This is a genomic window from Amphritea opalescens, from assembly GCF_003957515.1.
GTDB lineage: Bacteria > Pseudomonadota > Gammaproteobacteria > Pseudomonadales > Balneatricaceae > Amphritea > Amphritea opalescens.
Map to the genome: position 1 here is coordinate 292106 of NZ_RQXW01000001.1, position 18307 is coordinate 310412.

The following is an 18307-nucleotide window of genomic DNA, read 5'->3' on the forward strand; positions in this document are numbered from 1 at the left end:
ATCATCGTCTCTCTGTATTGGTCGGCCGTTGAGTTCGGTCAACCGGTTAGGTGTTCGCGGCGATAATGTCCCGTAACACCATCGGCAAGATGCCTTTATGACGTATTTGATCCAGTTCCGATGAGGTATCTACACGGGAAAGCAGTTCTATTGTCTGCGATGATCCATCCGCACGGCGAATCGTCAGCGCCACAGAGCCCCTCGGTTCTAGTGTATTGATACCCTTCAAATCAAAGGTTTCTGAGCCATCCAGATTGAGAGAGGCGCGCGTGACCCCTTGCGGCAGTTGCAGTGGTAAAACACCCATGCCGACTAGATTGGATTTATGTATCCGTTCAAAGCTTTCAGCAATAATCGCCTTAACGCCCAGCAAAGCAGGCCCTTTAGCGGCCCAATCCCGTGACGATCCTGTGCCATAGAGTTTGCCGCCAAACACCAGAGTAGGAGTGCCTTCTTCACGGTAACGCGCAGCAGCATCGTAAATCGACATTTGTGCGGGTTCACCTTCAGACGGGTGGTAGCTAGTGACCGCGCCAGTGGTGCCAGGTAGCATCAGGTTTCTAGCTTTACCATTACCAAAAATACTGCGTAGCATCACGTGGTGGTTGCCTCGGCGTGCGCCGAGTGATGTCAGGTCGCTCTCGGCAACACCTTGTGAGATCAGGTACTCGCCAGGAGGGGAGTCGGGACGTATACGGCTCACCGGTGAAATATGGTCGGTGGTTGTATTGTCATCACACATCACCAGCATGCGCGCCCCAGAGATATTGTTTAACGCGTCCTCGGGTGGCTCCACTGAGAAACCATCAAAGAAAGAGATTTCTTGGATGTAGGTTGAATCGGGATCCCAGTCATAAACGGGGCCGGTCGGCGATGCCAATTTCTGCCATGTATCAGGACCGTCGAGAGAGTTCTCATAGGTTTCTCTGAAGGCTTTCGGGTCCATGCATGCATGCATGGTCTGAGTGATTTCGGCGTTGCTCGGCCAGATATCTTTAAGGAAAACATCGTTTCCTTTTGCATCCTGACCGATGGGCTGAGTACTCACATCGATATTGACGTTGCCCGCAATGGCCATGGCAACCACCAGCGGTGGTGACATCAGGAAGTTGGTATCAACATCTGGATGTACGCGGCCTTCAAAGTTCCGGTTACCGGATAAAACAGAGGCGGCGATAATATCGTGGTCCTGCAATGCTTTTTCAATACTCGGTGCCAGAGGGCCAGAATTGCCCACGCAGGTTGTACAGCCATAACCGGCGGTATTAAAGCCCAGTGCATCCAAGTGCTGTTGTAGTCCCGCCTTGGTTAAAAAGTCGGTTGCAACCGGTGACCCCGGTGCCAAGGATGTTTTAACGCCATCTGGGACTGTCATTCCAAGCTCATTAGCTTTCTTGGCAAGCAAACCCGCCGCAATCAATAAGCCCGGATTCGATGTATTGGTGCAGGAGGTAATCGCGGCAATCACAATATCGCCGTCTTTTAACGCCCGTTGAGGTAAGGGGACGTAAATACCGGCGTCGTCTGCTTTCATCGGCGTCACGTTAACCACTTCAGGTTTGCGATCGCCTTCGGCCGCCGCTTGTCTGAAAACATTGCCAAGCTCAGCCAGCGGTAGTCTGTCTTGAGGTCTTTTAGGACCGGCCACCGATGTCTCAACCGTGGAGAGATCCAGCTGAAGAAGATCTGTGTAGCAAGGTAGGGACTGGCCTGGTGTCCAAGTCATGTTTTGTGCTTTATAAAAAGCCAGTGGCAGATCGCCATCACGACCTGTTGCTCTCAGATACTCGGCAGAGACTTCATCAAATGGGAAGAATCCCATAGTGGCGCCATATTCAGGCGACATGTTGGCGACGGTTGCACGGTCAGGCAGGGAGAGGTTGGCACAGCCTTCACCAATGTATTCAACAAACTTGCCTACAACACCGCCCGGATAGTTTCGCAACATTTCAGTGATCGTCAGCACCAAGTCCGTCGCCGTGACGCCTTCTCTTAATGCGCCGGTGAGTTCAACGCCCACCACTTCGGGTGCCAGCATCTGCATCGGTTGGCCAAGCATCGATGCTCCGGCTTCAATGCCGCCAACGCCCCAGCCCACAATACCTAAGGCGTTCGCCATTGGCGTATGGCTATCCATACCAATGAGTGTATCCGGTGCCATCAGTCCTTTGATGTTGAGGTAGCCCTGTGCCAGATACTCTAGGTTAACCTGATGCACAATGCCGGTTTGTGGGGGAATAATTCTGATGGTGTCGAATGCCTGCGCACCCCATTTAAGAAAGGCATAACGTTCTACGTTTCTGGCGGCCTCCAGCTCTCCATTGATTCTGAGAGAAGCAGGGCTGCCGGTATTGTCCATTGTTACCGTATGATCGATTACAAGATCTGCGCGGACTAGAGGTTCAATGATCGCGGGGTCCATGCCCATGCGTTGAACGGCTGAACGCATCGCAGCAAAATCCACAATGGCGGGTGTGCCACTCAGATCATGCATCAGCACGCGACCGGCCGTAAAAGGGATTTCGATCGGCTTTTTGCCTTGAGCTTCTGTCCAGCTTCCTAGCGCCTGAACCTGCTCAGCGGTGACGCCGTTTTGGCCCACATTTCGCGCGATACCTTCTAGGATAGGGCGAAGAGAAAAGGGCAGATCATCAAGGTTTATACCAAATCGTTCAGCGGTATCTGGAAGGCTATGGTAGCTATGCGCCGTTCCGGGAAGTGTTTTAATGGAACGGGATGGATCAAAATCGATAGGACTTGTCATATTTTATACCTCACGCAGATGGGACATTGATGAACCTATAACCTGTTTGGCACGAGCCGCCGATCATTGTTGGAGCGACTCGATCTTCTTATGGGTCATATATTCAGTCGTCAAACGAACCGCTATTACCTGCTGTATCAATGGTTACTTTATTAGAATTGTCGACAATTCTAGAGGATAAGTAGCTTAAAGCAAGATTATTGGCCGTTATTTTGTCTTAATTACATACAATCTAAGACTATTGGCTAGTGTCCGCCGCCTGTTTTGGGAATGTGTTAAGGCTTAGTTCCTTTGCGCTATGCGAAATGACGGGGCTGCTGAGTTGAATGAATAAAGGGGCATCGGCTGACTCAACGCTAGGTAGCGAGCGATCTCGTGCCCTGATCAGTTCAAGCGAGTGCGGGGGAGGCTGGGTGCAGGTCGATCGTGCAACTTTCTCTGCCTGAGTGATGGGTTAGTGCCTATTAATTGTCTGTTGGTTGCTACAGAGATACTCACCCTAGCCGTGCCCGATGGTTTCGACGGTTCGAGTTCTTCTGAAGTGGGCCAGAATCTAGCCATGATTGATGCTGTCTGAGTGATTGATGCAAACACCGTAGAAAAAGCCCGTTAAATCGCTGTATAATGTAAGGCGATTGAACCACTCTGGCCAACTCTGAAAATTAAGTATCCGCCTAATGGATTGATGTACTTAGTTAAAGAAGGCCTGCCATATTTGCAAAATAAACATGGATGCCTACCACCAATGTATACCATCTGAAACACGTTAATTTTGCTATTATTTATTTTATTTATATCGACTATAGGCTTAATTTAAATTGTTTTTATTGAGCTGTTTATAACTTTCCTTATAATCTGTCGCCGATTCATAATTAGAATTAACTGAGACGAGACGCCTGACGCTATGAGTTACTACTCTGACTACCTAGAAGAAATAGAGATTCGTAAAAACGACCTTGGCCTGCATCCTAAACCGATTGATAGCGCTGAGCTACTTTCTGAAATCATTGCCCAGATTAAAGACGTTGGTAATGAGCATCGCGAAGAATCTTTGAACTTCTTCATCTACAACACGCTACCGGGTACTACGCCAGCGGCTGTTGTTAAAGCGGCTTTTCTGAAAGACATCGCTCTGGGTAAAGAAACTGTTGCAGAGATCTCTCCTGAATTTGCACTTGAGCAACTATCTCACATGAAAGGCGGTCCTTCTGTTGAAGTACTGCTGGATATCGCGCTGTCTGACGATGCTCAGGCGGCTGCTGCGGGTGAAGTTCTGAAGTCTCAGGTATTCCTGTATGACGCAGACTATGCTCGTCTGGCTGACGCTTTCAAAGCGGGCAACGCCATCGCTAAAGAGCTTCTGGAAAGTTACTCCAAAGCTGAATTCTTCACCAAGTTAGATGACATCCCAGAGAAGATTAAAGTCATTACCTATATTGCTGCTGAAGGTGATATCTCTACAGATTTACTCTCTCCGGGTAATCAATCGCACTCCCGTGCTGACCGTGAACTACACGGCCTGTGCATGATCTCGCCAGAAGCTCAGCAGGAAATCGCTGAGATGGGCAAGCAAAACCCTGATGCTAAAGTGATGCTGATCGCTGAAAAAGGCACCATGGGTGTTGGCTCTTCCCGTATGTCAGGTGTTAACAACGTGGCACTGTGGGCGGGTGAAAAAACCTCTCCATACATCCCATTCATCAACAACCGTCCGGTCGTTGCAGGTACTAACGGTATCGCGCCTATCTTCCTGACAACGGTTGGTGTAACCGGTGGTATCGGTCTTGATCTGAAAAACTGGGTTAAGAAAACCGACGCGAATGGCGAAGTTGTTCGTAACGAAAGCGGCGATCCAGTACTGGAACAAGCCTACTCAGTCGCGACAGGTACCGTTCTGACGATCGATACTAAAGCTAAGAAGTTGTACAACGGCGATGAGGAACTGGTTGATATCTCTGATGCTTTCACACCACAAAAAGTGGAATTCATGAAAGCTGGCGGTTCTTACGCGGTCACCTTCGGTAAGAAGCTGCAAACGTTCGCTGCTGAAACCTTGGGTGTTGAAGCGCCTGCTGTTTACGCGCCATCTAAAGAGATCTCTAACGAAGGTCAAGGCCTGACCGCTGTTGAGAAGATCTTCAACCGCAACGCAGTAGGTGTTGCCTCTAAGACGCCTTTGCACACAGGCTCTGATGTTCGCGTTAAAGTAAATATCGTCGGTTCTCAGGATACGACTGGTCCTATGACCTGTCAGGAACTGGAAGCGATGGCAGCTTCTACTATCTCTACTAGCGTTGATGGTGCTTTCCAATCCGGTTGTCACACTGCCTCTGTATGGGATAACAAAGCGAAGGCAAACACGCCTAAGCTGATGGCGTTCATGAACGCGTTTGGCGTTATCACCGCACGTGACCCGAAACATGTTTACCTTTCAATGACTGACGTTATTCACAAAGTATTGAATGACATTACCGTTGACGACCGCGCAATTATCATCGGTGGTGACTCTCACACCCGTATGTCTAAGGGTGTGGCGTTCGGTGCTGACTCCGGTACGGTTGCGATCGCACTGGCAACAGGTGAAGCGGCTATGCCAATCCCTGAGTCTGTCAAGGTTACCTTCAAAGGTAAGATGCAGCCTCACATGGATTTCCGTGACATCGTACATGCGACTCAAGCACAAATGCTGAAGACGTTTGGTGGTGAAAACGTATTCCAGGGTCGTGTTATTGAAGTACAGATCGGTACGCTGTTGGCTGACCAAGCCTTTACTTTCACTGACTGGACTGCAGAAATGAAAGCGAAAGCTTCTATCTGTATCTCTACTGACGACACGCTGATCCAGTCTCTGGAACTGGCTAAGTCCCGTATCCAGATCATGATCGATAAAGGTATGGATAACGAAGCGGCTATGCTGCAAGGTCTGATTGACCTGGCAGACAAGCGTATCGCTGAAGTGAAATCCGGCGAAGCGCCAGCTCTGGCTCCGGATGACAACGCTAAGTATTACGCTGAGCTTGTTGTTGATCTAGACGTTATCAATGAGCCAATGATTGCTGACCCAGACGTTAACAACGAAGACGTTTCTAAGCGTTACACCCACGATGTGATTCGTCCTGCGTCATACTACGATGGCCGTAAGGTTGATCTAGGCTTCGTTGGTTCTTGTATGGTTCACAAAGGCGATATGCAGATCATCGCTGCAATGCTGCGTAACCTAGAGAAGAAAGGTCCTGTTACCTTTAAAGCGCCATTGGTTGTTGCGCCACCGACTTACAACATCGTTGACGAACTGAAAGCCGAAGGTGATTGGGCGCTGCTGGAGAAATTCGCTGGCTTCGAATTCTCTGATGCGCATCCAAAAGAAGCAGCACGTACCAAGTACGAAAATATCATGTACCTGGAACGTCCTGGATGTAACCTGTGTATGGGTAACCAAGAAAAAGCAGAGCCGGGTGACACCGTGCTGGCTACCTCTACCCGCCTGTTCCAAGGCCGTGTTGTTGAAGATGCCGAAGGGAAGAAAGGTGAGTCGCTGTTGGGTTCTACCCCAATGGTTGTGCTGTCTTGTGTCCTAGGTCGCTTCCCAACACTGGAAGAGTACAAAGAAGCGGTTGAAGGTATCGATCTGACTACTTTCACGCCGCCGACTCACGACTTGAGTGTCGCGCATACTATCCCTGCCGCACGTATCTAATTATTGATAAGGTGCTAACAGAAAAGCCCTGATTCTTCAGGGCTTTTTTATGTCTGCGGGTTGGCTTTTCGTGCTGATTCCTGCCGATTAAGGTCTCATTAGCCGCGCTTTTCGCCAAACGTACAGCACGTCGTTTTGTGGCAGATATCGATTGTGTTCCATCCATCAGGATGACCTTCATCGATATAAACTGGCGAACGGCTTTAGCGCGCTATCTCTCTGCTACAAGTGATGTCAGAAGGTTTTTAGCTCAGTTTTTACTTCAGAACTTTCTGCTAACTTTCCGCTAACTATCTGCGCCATCTCTATCGGCAATCAGGGGCAAAAAAAATCCGATGTTGATATCAACATCGGATTTTTATCAGGCCTTTTTATCATTCACATGCTTAAGTGAACAGCATGCTATCAATAGGCGATTTAACGGTTAAGCCGTGACGATAACGTTTGACGCTTTATCGATATAGGAGTCGATTTGATCGAAGTTCAGATAGCGATAAACATCAGCCGCCATGCTGTCGATCTTAGTCGCGTATTCCATATATTCGTCAACCGATGGGATCTTACCAAGCAGTGCGGCTACCGCTGCCAGTTCAGCAGAAGAGAGGTAGACGTTAGCGCCATTACCCAAACGGTTCGGGAAGTTACGGGTAGAGGTTGATACCACGGTTGTGTTATCGCCTACACGCGCTTGGTTACCCATACAGAGGGAGCAACCAGGCATCTCGATACGTGCGCCGGCTCTACCGAAGATGTTGTAGTAGCCTTCCTCAGTCAGCTGAGCAGCATCCATTTTGGTAGGCGGTGCAATCCACATACGGGTTGGGATGGTTGCGCCAGATGCTTCCAGCAGTTTACCCGCAGCACGGAAGTGGCCGATGTTAGTCATGCAGGAACCGAGGAAGACTTCATCGATATGTGTGCCAGCAACATCAGACAGCAGCTTAACGTCATCAGGATCGTTAGGGCAGGCCAGGATAGGCTCTTTAACGTCATCTAGATTGATTTCAATGACCGCTGCATACTCAGCATCGGCATCGGCTTCCATCAGTGTTGGGTTAGCTAGCCACTCTTGCATACCTTTGATACGACGCTCGATGGTACGCGGATCGCCGTAACCTTCAGAGATCATCCACTTCAACATGGTGATGTTAGAGTTGAGGTATTCTTTGATCGGTGCTTCGCCGAGCTTGATAGAACAAGCCGCCGCGGAACGTTCTGCGGCAGAGTCAGACAGTTCGAACGCCTGCTCAACTTTCAGATCTGGCAGACCTTCAATTTCAAGAATACGACCGGAGAAGATGTTTTTCTTACCGGCTTTAGCAACGGTCAGCAGACCCTGCTTGATGGCGTAGTAAGGGATGGCGTTAACCAAGTCACGCAGGGTAATACCCGGCTGTAGTGTGGTGCCCTTAAAGCGAACCAAGACAGACTCCGGCATATCCAAAGGCATAACACCGGTGGCCGCCGCAAAGGCAACCAGACCAGAACCCGCGGGGAAAGAGATACCGATAGGGAAACGGGTGTGGGAGTCACCACCGGTACCGACAGTATCGGGCAGCAGCATACGGTTCAGCCAAGAGTGAATAACACCGTCACCAGGGCGCAGTGAAACACCGCCACGGTTCATGATGAAATCAGGTAGGGTGTGGTGGGTCTGAACGTCAATGGGCTTAGGATAAGCCGCCGTGTGACAGAATGACTGCATGGTTAGGTCAGCAGAGAAGCCCAAACAAGCTAAGTCTTTCAATTCGTCACGGGTCATCGGACCGGTGGTATCCTGAGAGCCAACCGTGGTCATCTTAGGTTCGCAGTAGGTGCCAGGACGGACGCCATCAACGCCGCAGGCTTTACCCACCATTTTCTGCGCCAGTGAGAAACCTTTGCCGGTATCGACAGGTTGCTCCGGTTTGCGGAATAGATCGACAGGGCCTAGGCCTAAGGCTTCACGGGCGCGTTCAGTCAGACCGCGACCGATGATCAGAGGGATACGGCCACCGGCACGTACTTCGTCCAGAATAACCGGTGTTTTAAGACTGAATTCACTCAGTAATTCACCGGTTTCAGCGTTTTTAGCGACGCCTTCGTATGGGTAAACGTCAACGACGTCGCCCATGTTCATTTTTTCAACATCCATTTCGATCGGCAGGGCGCCAGCATCTTCCATGGTGTTGAAGAAAATAGGCGCAATCTTGCCACCGAAGCAGTAACCGCCAGCACGTTTGTTGGGTACGTGTGGAATATCGTCGCCGAAGAACCAGAGTACAGAGTTAGTGGCTGATTTACGTGAAGAACCGGTACCCACAACATCACCGACATAGGCAACTGGATGGCCTTTAGCTTTAACCTCTTCGATCTGTTTCAGAGGACCAACGCTACCCGGTGTAACAGGCTCGATACCATCACGTTCCATTTTCAGCATGGCATTTGCGTGCAGTGGAATGTCGGGACGGGTAAAGGCATCTGGAGCAGGAGAGAGGTCGTCGGTGTTGGTTTCGCCGGTGACCTTAAAGACGGTAACGGTGATTTTCTCAGGCAGTTCTGGCTTAGTGGTAAACCACTCACCGGCGGCCCATGATTCCATGACTTGCTTAGCAAAGGTGTTGCCGGCATCTGCTTTATCTTTGACATCATGGAAAGCATCAAACATCAGCAGCGTGTGCGACAGGGCTTTAACGGCTGTCGGTGCTAACGCTTCTTCATCGAGAGCCGCAATCAATGGTTGGATATTGTAACCACCCAGCATCGTACCGAGTAGTTCAACGGCTTTAACTTTGTCAATCAGTGGGGATTCGGCTTCGCCCTTAGCGATAGCGGCCAAGAAGCCTGCTTTAACGTAAGCGGCTTGGTCAACACCGGCGGGAACGCGGTTTTCTAACAGTTCTAGGATAAATGCTTCTTCGCCAGCGGGGGGATTCTTCAATAGCTCAACCAGTGCAGCGGTTTGATCTGCATCCAGCGGTTTGGCTGGCACGCCTTCTTGGGCGCGTTCTTCTACATGTTTACGATAAGCTTCAAGCACGATATACACCTCATCTGTTATCTCTACCAGAGGGTACTTCTGTGTGACGATCTGGCAGTCGATCGACATAGAAGACGTCGATCTTAAATTGGCGGGGTAAATTCTAGCCTAAACCGGCTATATAGTTAAGATTTATAGGTATTCTTGCAGCTAATACTTTCTGTTTAGTCTGGCCTATGCTAGGGCTAAGTGGATGTATTGGCGAGTGGATTCGATATTTTTCACTTCATGATGTAGATCAAGCTTAGCGCGCTATCCTGAGTCAAGGGGTATTGATTTATGTATCATGCCTCAATAGTCAATCAGATCTTGATGGCTGCATTTATTAATATGTTTCATTTAGCATTATCGTTTGTATCGGGTTAGTCCGGCTGTTGTACGTTTTAGCCGGAGCTGATTCATCTAAGCAGTATGAGGACAGGCTTGTGAATTCACCTATTTGGGCTGCCGTTTCCGGTTGGGAACTGAACGCTGAGCTTGAAGGGCCAAATGCCCTGAATATCGAAACCCTCTTTATCGCGCTAGAAGGTAAAGGGCTGATCTACGATGGACCTCATAAGTCGATATTGTTGCAGCACTACAATCGTTTTGTTGCCGCTAATCCGAACAATCTTCGTCATCAGGTGCAGCGGGTTTATCTGGCGATCTTATGCCATGACTCAGATGAGTTGGTCGGCGCATTAGTCGATCTATTGATAACCCTTGATGGGCGCGGTAAGGCTTTACAGCAGCGGTTATTAGAGCAGGGTGAATCACTATTGAGTGAAGCTGACCTTGCGCTGTTTAAGGATAGTGTTGCGCAGGGCGACAACCAACAGTTGTTGTCGTTGAATAAGCCGAAGTCGGTGCTGTGCAACGGTGATTTTTCGCTTCATTAAATTGAATTTACTATTTTGGCTTAACGGAGTGGGCGGTCGTGGGAGTATCTCATATCAAACTGGCTAAGCGGACAGTCAACAGCGTTCTTCAGCTGAGTATTGTTGGTTTCGAGTTGCAATCGAAGACCGCGATAGAGCTGTTTTTTATGCAACATCAGCACTTATATACGCTGGTGCCCGTCGATCATGCTGAGGTGTTGGTTTTTGATATGGAACACCCAGCGGTTAAACCATTGGTTGAACAGTACCGCGGCCTGCGACCGATCGTTGCCGTGACCGCTACTGAACAGCAGTTCCCCGGATTTGTGACCCTGCGTAAACCCCTTGAGGGCAAGCGGCTGTTACAAGCGATTCAGCAGGCCTTTGATCTCTTTTCGCCCGATAAACCACTCGATAAGCAACCCGATAAGCCGCAGAGCTTGCGTCGCAGTGTCAGTAGCGAAGGCGAAAAAGCATTTCAAGCGTATCAAAAGCGTTTAGCTGCCGAGCGTCAGGCGATCGCCGACTATCAGGCGAGCAGTACCGATCACGAACTCAGCGTCGCTGATATACGCCAGCGTTTTCAGCTGAACCCCGATGACAGATCGAGCCGCCACGCGCTTGCTGATGGTAATGATTCGCCGTCTGAAGCTGTTAACTTAGAGGCTTCTGCTAACGCTGATCATCCGGTCATCACACCGGCAACGGACATTGCACCTGAATCCGCATCTGAATCCACACCGCTGTCTGCTTCCGATACTGATATCGAGATTGAATATAAAGCCGAGGGTGAAACACCGGATCATCAGTCGGTGGATAGCAAACCGAAACTGACCTATCAGATGGTCTATGAATGCTGCGGTAATGCACCGGACGTTGATTTGGCTGAGCCTGATCAGCGCCGTCGAGTGTTCTTCAAAAAAGATTCCACACTGTTAGCTATTTTGCTTGAGGTGGTTAACGAAGGTAAGGCACGTAGTTTGCCCGTCGAAGTGGTCGGGTTGCCGGGGACATTAACCTATCTACCAGAACCCCAGCAATTTATGTTTGATTTTAGTGACGACCTTTGGATACCACTGGCGCTCACGCGTTTTGGTTATCAGGAGTTGACGTTAAGTGTGTGTCCCGATCTTGAGGTTGATCGTGCGAGTGTCACGGTGATCAACCGAGATGAGTTGATCTGGAAGCTGGCGTTATGGACATCAAAGGGCCGGCTGGACCGTATGATTGATCCGCAGCGGCCTTATCAGTTGAGCGGGTCTGTGGATATTGATCGACTCTTGCCGATTCCCCATCTTGCCACGATGGCTAAACTGTGGGGGCGACATCGTTTATCGGCGATTGAAGTCATTAAAGCGCTGAAAATTCATCAGCGTTATGTGTTTGCCTTTATGACGGCGGCCTATGCCTTGGGCGCGCTCGAGTAATCATTGTTTTTAGAGCCGCCCACAGACCGTTGTTATCACGGTGGTGAGGGCTTTTATTATTAATCTGTGTCGGAGAGATTTGGGTGGGAGATTATAATCAGGACTCTATTCGTTATATCGCAATTACCCCAAGCGGAGCCTACTTTGCAACCTTAAACTCGGCCTCGGATGATGCGCGGGCCATGTTGTTGCAGCTGCTATCGACCGATTTTGAACTGCTTTATTCGCTGGAGTTGGTTGCCGAGCTTGCCGATCTGGATGAAACGCAAGCGATGGGATTGTTTCAACAGTTACTCGACCGTGGTTTTGTGGCCCTATCTGAGACGCCGCCTGAGATTCAGCGGGGGCCGCTTGAGGACATTCTGCCCGCGCTGTTACAGCAGGTATCCAGTAGCGGTAAGGCGTTATTGGCCGATGATCAGGGTTTTTGTCTTTCATCGGCCGGTTACTCGGTTGAGCAGTCGGAAACCTTAGCAGCTCTGGCGGCCGATCTGCTGTCACTGCAGGAGCGGCATAAACATATTCTGACTAGCGATCTAGGGCTGGCAGGGGATTCCTGGGGTGTTATGAATGCCGCGGGGCAGAGTCAGGTCGGTTGTTGGGTTGTTTATATCGGGCATCAGCGCTTTACGCTGGTGATCGCCGATATGCCTAAACTAAACCAACAAGCATTTGCTGAAATTTTAGCGAGCCTAGCGCGTCGCTATCTGGACTATTAATCATTGGAATTTAATAAGCTTCCATAACGGAAGCCTTTACGGAAGGAGTTTTTCTATGCGTTCTGAGATGCTTACCTCTATTTTGAGTGATCTCAACGGCACTTCAGCAGATATTGAAGCGTCAGCCGTCATCTCGACAGATGGGTTGATGATTGCTGCGTTGCTGCCATCGAGTATGGATGAAGACCGCGTCGGTGCGATGAGTGCTGCCATGCTGTCATTGGGCGAACGCACCGCCAAAGAGCTTGCCCGTGGTGAGCTTGAGCAGGTCTTGGTGAAAGGGGATGAGGGTTATATTTTAATGACCCACGCAAACCAAGATTCAGTACTGACGGTGGTGGCGAAGCCAAATGCACGTTTGGGATTGATTTTTCTAGACGTGAAACGGGCGGCAGAAGCCATCGGTAAGATCCTTTAATTGTTAATCTTAGGCGCTTAATCATGGATGAAACCGATATCAAGGATGATAACGGAGCCTGAGTGAAGAAGGCAGGAAGTATGTCTGAACAAGATACTGGTGAGACAGGTACCGTCGAGATTACCTATTTTGATGGTACTAAGCGCACGGCAACGGTTGTTGATCGAGAGGTGCCTTACCCCGATGGCAAGTTGATTGTGTCTCGTACTGATCCGAAGGGTGTGATTACCCATGCGAATCAGGCGTTTATTGATATGTCCGGTTACTGTGAAAGTGAGTTGATCGGCGCTAACCACTATATTCTCCGTCACCCTGATATGCCGGCGGTCGCTTTTAAAGACCTCTGGGATACCATTGGGCGAGGTGAAAAGTGGCATGGCTATGTTAAAAACCTCTGTAAAGATGGCTCATATTACTGGGTGAAAGCCACGGTTATTCCGAATGTTCGTAATGGCCAGTTAGTTGGTTACACCTCTGTGCGCCGTAAACCCTCTCGACGTAAGATCGAAGAGAGTGAAGCGCTGTATAAAACCCTGTTGGCTGAGGAGTGAAGACGATGACATTCAATCTTTCGGTCAGCCCGGATTTTGCGCCTGACCATATTTCAGGTTGGTATTTTTTCAATACCTGGTTGCAGCGCACACTCGATATCGGCATTCATTTAGAGCTTTATGATAGCTTTGATGCGCAACGCAAAGACATTCGCGCGGATAAGTTTGATCTCATCTATGCCAACCCCTACGACGCTTCGATGTTAGTCAGGGAGTTGGGGTTTCAAGCCGTGGCACGGCCAGCCAGTCAGCCTGATGAAACCGTGATTGCGGTTAATGCCGAGTCTGATTTTCATTCGGTTGAAGATCTTGTCGAAGGCTGTCGCGTTGCCACCACCGATGATCCTGACGTGCATACGATGGGGATGATCATGTTGGAATCTGCTGATTTAGATAGCAGCAACGTCGAGATCAAGCAGCATAGTAGCTATGTCGTGGGCGCTAAAAACCTGTTAAATGGTGACGCGGATGTCGGTTTCTTTTTAAAGGATGCCTATGATGAGCTATCTGAACTGATTCGTTCCCGTATGCGAGTCTTGGTGCGTAGTGAAATCAGTGTGGTGCACCATAGTTTACTAGTGGGACCTCGGATGGCGGAACATATTCCGGCACTGCAGACCGCGCTGCTAACCATGCAGGATGACGCCAAGGGCAAAGGTGTGCTTGAAAGCATGGGTATCTCCTCTTGGGAGCCGATGGATGTCGAGCAGACCGAGTTTATGATCGATCTCATCGATACCCTGATAGACTAGTCAATGCGCCCCGCTTGGGGCGTATTTTTAACGACAGTTTACCCATGAGTGCTACCCTGTTCGTATCAGGCAGGTTGTGCTTGTTGTCTTCTCTGTAATACCTTGTTTCTGTAATACCTCGTTTCTCTGTAATATCTTGTTTTTCCTCTGCTTTACTTTTCTTAGTGCTGTTTTAGATTAGGCATCAGCTCACCATGATCGGCTATGCCGTTAATCGAAAGTTCACGGCTATACCTCACGAAGGCGTATAATGATGCTTCAATCATCCGTCTGTTCTATCGATATAAAGAGAAAATAGTTAACAGATGGCTAAGTAATATTGTACCGTTGTTCTCGCCCCGTCTTTGCAGATGAGTGAGATTAGCGCTGGAAATCCAGTGCTAACCTGACTTTTTTGAGGATAAAAGATGAAAACTATCATAGTAGTAGGAGGCGGGGCGGGCGGTCTCGAGTTAGCCACCCAACTGGGTCATAAGTTGGGTAAAAAGAAACGCGCCAGAATTGTTTTAGTCGACCGTAATCGCAGTCATATTTGGAAACCCTTGTTACACGAGGTCGCGACCGGCTCATTAGATATGAGTAGTGACGGCGTGGTCTATCGTGCCCATTGTGCGGCACATCATTATGAGTTTCAGTTGGGCACCATGATCGGGCTCGATCGGGTGGCGAAAAGTATCCGCTTAGAATCCCTAAAGGATGATGAGGGTAAGGAGGTCTTGCCGGAAAGGGAGCTTACCTTCGATACGCTGGTCATGGCCGTAGGCAGCGTGAGTAATGATTTCGGTACCCCAGGCGTCGCTCAACATAGTTACTTTCTCGATTCCCATCAGCAAGCGGAACGCTTTCATCGGGCGCTGTTAAACCAGTTTATGCGGATCAATCAAAGCGCGGCGGATACCGAACTGCGGCTAGCCATTGTGGGCGGTGGCGCGACCGGTGTTGAGTTGGCGGCAGAGTTAAATCATGTGGCCGATCTCTTTAAGTTTTATGGTATGCCGGAGATGTCCGCGAAACGCTTGAAGGTCGAGTTGATCGAAGCGGGGCCGCGCATCCTGCCAGCGTTACCTCAACGGATTGCACTGGCCGCTAAAAAAGAGCTGAGTGGTTTAGGTATTACCATTCATGAAAATGTCAGAGTCACCGAAGCCACAGAGGAAGGTTTTATCACCGGCGATGGCCAATTGATTGCGGCGGACCTTCAGGTATGGGCTGCAGGTGTGAAAGCGCCGGACTTTATTAAAACCATCGATCTATTTGAGACCAACCGCAATGGTCAGATCGTGGTGAAACCTAGTTTACAAAGCAGCGTCGATGATGCGGTTTATGTTATCGGTGATTGCTGTGCCTGTGAGCAGCCAGATGGCAGCTGGGTGCCACCACGCGCGCAGTCGGCTCATCAGATGGCGTCATTGGTGTATAAGAATATTCTTCTTGAGGCGCAGGGTAAGCCGTTACAGAACTACCTGTATAAAGATCATGGCTCACTGGTGAACCTGAGTCGCTATAGCACCGTGGGGAGCTTGATGGGCAACCTCACGAATGGTTCTATGTTTGTTGAAGGGCGTATCGCGCGGTTGGTGTATATCTCACTTTACCGTATGCATCAGGTGGCGATACATGGCTGGTTGAAGGCCTCGGCTATCTATTTTGCGCAGAAGATTGGCGGTACCGTTAAGCCTAAAATGAAGCTTCACTAAGATTAGTGATGGGTCGTTAATGCCGCGGTTGGCAGGATAATAAAAAACCCGGATCAGTTAGACTGGTCCGGGTTTTTTAGTGCTTAAGCGTTATCCGTTAAGAGTCAACGGATAACGGTTTAGGCGCGAGTCGATTAAGACAGAGCAGCCAACGCAGCGTTCAGCGTTTTACTTGGGCGCATGACTTTCTTAACTTCTTCGCGGTTAGCGTGGTAGTAACCACCCAAATTAGCAGGTGTACCCTGAACAGCACTCAGCTCGGCAACGATCTGAGCTTCGTTGTCAGTCAGTGTTTTCGCCAGTGGTGCGAACATAGCGGCCAGCTCTGGATCTTCAGTCTGAGCGGCAACGGCTTGCGCCCAGTACATACCGAGATAGAAGTGGCTGCCACGGTTGTCCAGTTCACCGGTTTTACGTGAAGGAGACTTGTTGTTCTCCAGCAGTTTGCCAGTGGCTGAATCCAGTGTTTTCGCTAGGATGTCGGCACGCTTGTTACCTTCTTTGATGCCCATCTCTTCCAGAGAGACAGCCAGAGCAAGGAATTCACCAAGAGAGTCCCAACGCAGATGGTTTTCTTCTTCAACCTGTTGTACGTGCTTAGGCGCAGAACCACCAGCACCGGTTTCATACATACCGCCGCCTTTCAGCATCGGTACGATGGACAGCATTTTAGCGGACGTACCCAGTTCCATAATAGGGAACAGATCGGTCAGGTAATCACGTAAAACGTTACCGGTAACAGAGATAGTGTCGTTACCACGGATCATGCGGTCCATACTGTAACGAATCGCTTGGTTGTAAGTTTTGATTGTAATATCAAGACCGTCGGTATCGTGGTCTTTCAAGTACAGGTTAACTTTCTTGATCAACTCAGCATCGTGGGCACGTTTGTAATCCAACCAGAAGACAGTCGGCATACCAGATTGACGGGCACGGGTAACGGCCAGTTTAACCCAGTCACGCACAGCGTCGTCTTTGGTTTGGCAAGCACGCCAGATATCACCTTTCTCAACATCGTGTTGCATCAACACAGTGCCGTCAGCAGCAACAACACGCATAATGCCGTCTGCCATCATTTCGAACGTTTTGTCGTGAGAACCGTACTCTTCTGCTTTACGTGCCATCAAACCAACGTTAGGGACAGTACCCATAGTGGTTGGATCGAATGCGCCGTTGGTTTTACAGAAGTTGATCATTTCCTGATAGATACGGGCGTAGGTGCTTTCAGGCATCACGGCTTTAGTATCTTTTGGCTTGCCATCAGGGCCCCACATTTTGCCGCCATTACGGATCATGGCTGGCATAGACGCATCAACGATAACGTCAGAAGGGACGTGCAGGTTGGTGATACCTTTAACAGAATCAACCATCGCCATTTCAGGGCGGTGCTCTAAGCACTCATGGATCGCTTCTTCGATCTCTTCACGCTTAGAGGTAGGCAGTGTTGCGATTTTGTCGTAGACGCTGCTGATACCGTTGTTAGGGTTAACGCCCAGTTCTTCAAACAGATCGCCGTATTTATCAAACAGCTCTTTGTAGAATACGGTAACCGCGTGACCGAAGACGATCGGGTGAGACACCTTCATCATGGTGGCTTTAACGTGCAGAGACCACATCACACCGGTCTCTTTAGCGTCTTGCATCGTTTCTTCAAAGAACGCGCGCAGGGCTTTACAGCTCATGAGCATGCTGTCGAGAATCTCGCCCTTTTCTAGGCTCAGTTCTTTCTTAACTTCAACATTACCGGCCTGATCAACGAACTCAAGACGGACATCGCCGGCTTGATCCATCGTGATTGACTGTTCGCTATGGAAGAAGTCACCTTCACGCATGTAATCCGCATGGGTGCGTGAAGCTTTGCTCCACTTGCCCATAGAGTGTGGGAATTTACGGACAAAGGCTTTAACAGCGCTTGGCGCACGACGGTCAGAGTTACCTTCACGTAGAACAGGGTTTACTGCAGAACCGAGGATTTTAGAGTAACGAGCCTGAATGGCTTTATCTTCTTCGGTTTCAGGCGCTTCAGGGTAGGTAGGGATATCACAGCCCTGTGCTTGAAGTTCTGCGATGCAGGCTTTCAGTTGAGGGATTGAAGCAGAGATATTGGGTAGCTTGATGATGTTAGCGTGTGGGTCTTGAGTTAATGCCCCCAAGAATTTCAATCCATCTTCAGCTTTTTGTTCTTCGGTCAGCTTTTCGGGGAATGCCGAGAGAATACGGCTTGCTAGAGATATGTCGCTAATTTTAACGTCGATGCCGGCCGCTTTGGTAAATGTTCTTACAATTGGTAACAAAGAACAGGTTGCCAGTGAGGGTGCTTCGTCGGTCAGGGTCCAGTAAATAGTGTGATTCGTGGTAGTCATTGTATCCCCTTGTCATTTGGCTGGTAGCCAGAGGCTTAACAGA

At 49.5% G+C, this 18307-nt stretch carries 11 protein-coding genes; 8 read left to right on the top strand and 3 right to left on the bottom strand.

The annotated features are described in order from the left end of the window. Positions 1-46 precede the first annotated feature (46 nt). Positions 47-2764: an aconitate hydratase AcnA gene (gene acnA / locus EH243_RS01285; RefSeq protein WP_126156821.1), complete on the bottom strand. Its 2718-nt coding sequence runs from the start codon at positions 2762-2764 to the stop codon at positions 47-49. A 904-nt stretch (positions 2765-3668) separates the two neighbouring features. On the opposite strand from acnA, the gene EH243_RS01290 reads away from it, so the two are divergent. After that, a complete protein-coding gene (locus EH243_RS01290) occupies positions 3669-6461 on the top strand; it encodes a bifunctional aconitate hydratase 2/2-methylisocitrate dehydratase (protein WP_126156822.1) in 2793 nt (930 codons plus the stop codon). 424 nt (positions 6462-6885) lie between these two features. Here the strand turns inward: EH243_RS01290 and acnB are convergent, their stop codons facing one another. Beyond that, a complete protein-coding gene (gene acnB, locus EH243_RS01295; RefSeq protein WP_126157007.1) occupies positions 6886-9480 on the bottom strand; it encodes a bifunctional aconitate hydratase 2/2-methylisocitrate dehydratase in 2595 nt (864 codons plus the stop codon). A 425-nt stretch (positions 9481-9905) separates the two neighbouring features. Here acnB and EH243_RS01300 point away from each other — a divergent pair, with 425 nt between their 5' ends. The 7 genes from EH243_RS01300 to EH243_RS01330 all read left to right on the top strand — a co-directional run bounded on the left by EH243_RS01300 (position 9906) and on the right by EH243_RS01330 (position 15901). Further along, positions 9906-10358 (top strand): hypothetical protein, encoded by a 453-nt coding sequence (locus EH243_RS01300; RefSeq protein ID WP_126156823.1) that lies wholly within the window; start codon positions 9906-9908, stop codon positions 10356-10358. Positions 10359-10396: 38 nt separating this feature from the next. Then, positions 10397-11764, top strand: a complete 1368-nt coding sequence (locus EH243_RS01305; protein ID WP_126156824.1) for a hypothetical protein — start codon at positions 10397-10399, stop codon at positions 11762-11764. 83 nt (positions 11765-11847) lie between these two features. Further along, positions 11848-12483 (top strand): hypothetical protein, encoded by a 636-nt coding sequence (locus tag EH243_RS01310; RefSeq protein WP_126156825.1) that lies wholly within the window; start codon positions 11848-11850, stop codon positions 12481-12483. A gap of 55 nt (positions 12484-12538) precedes the next feature. Beyond that, complete coding sequence (locus EH243_RS01315) at positions 12539-12901, top strand: roadblock/LC7 domain-containing protein (protein WP_019622314.1); 363 nt, start codon at positions 12539-12541, stop codon at positions 12899-12901. A gap of 80 nt (positions 12902-12981) precedes the next feature. Continuing rightward, positions 12982-13452 carry a PAS domain-containing protein gene (locus EH243_RS01320; RefSeq protein ID WP_126156826.1) on the top strand — a complete coding sequence of 157 codons (471 nt, stop codon included), beginning with the start codon at positions 12982-12984 and terminating at the stop codon, positions 13450-13452. 5 nt (positions 13453-13457) lie between these two features. Further along, the gene (locus EH243_RS01325) at positions 13458-14204 is read left to right on the top strand and encodes a phosphate/phosphite/phosphonate ABC transporter substrate-binding protein (RefSeq protein WP_126156827.1); all 747 of its coding nucleotides are present in this window, start codon (positions 13458-13460) and stop codon (positions 14202-14204) included. A 407-nt stretch (positions 14205-14611) separates the two neighbouring features. Further along, positions 14612-15901 carry an NAD(P)/FAD-dependent oxidoreductase gene (locus EH243_RS01330; protein WP_126156828.1) on the top strand — a complete coding sequence of 430 codons (1290 nt, stop codon included), beginning with the start codon at positions 14612-14614 and terminating at the stop codon, positions 15899-15901. Between the two features lie 134 nt (positions 15902-16035). On the opposite strand, the gene EH243_RS01335 is transcribed toward EH243_RS01330, so the two are convergent. Then, positions 16036-18264 (bottom strand): NADP-dependent isocitrate dehydrogenase, encoded by a 2229-nt coding sequence (locus EH243_RS01335; RefSeq protein ID WP_126156829.1) that lies wholly within the window; start codon positions 18262-18264, stop codon positions 16036-16038. Positions 18265-18307 lie beyond the last annotated feature (43 nt).

What these genes read in the sequence shown, in the direction of transcription:
- acnA (WP_126156821.1), bottom strand. Translation starts at nt 2,764, where the DNA reads ATGACAAGTCCTATCGATTTTGATCCATCCCGTTCCATTAAAACACTT.
- EH243_RS01290 (WP_126156822.1), top strand. Translation starts at nt 3,669, where the DNA reads ATGAGTTACTACTCTGACTACCTAGAAGAAATAGAGATTCGTAAAAAC.
- EH243_RS01315 (WP_019622314.1), top strand. Translation starts at nt 12,539, where the DNA reads ATGCGTTCTGAGATGCTTACCTCTATTTTGAGTGATCTCAACGGCACT.
- EH243_RS01320 (WP_126156826.1), top strand. Translation starts at nt 12,982, where the DNA reads ATGTCTGAACAAGATACTGGTGAGACAGGTACCGTCGAGATTACCTAT.
- EH243_RS01325 (WP_126156827.1), top strand. Translation starts at nt 13,458, where the DNA reads ATGACATTCAATCTTTCGGTCAGCCCGGATTTTGCGCCTGACCATATT.
- EH243_RS01330 (WP_126156828.1), top strand. Translation starts at nt 14,612, where the DNA reads ATGAAAACTATCATAGTAGTAGGAGGCGGGGCGGGCGGTCTCGAGTTA.
- EH243_RS01335 (WP_126156829.1), bottom strand. Translation starts at nt 18,264, where the DNA reads ATGACTACCACGAATCACACTATTTACTGGACCCTGACCGACGAAGCA.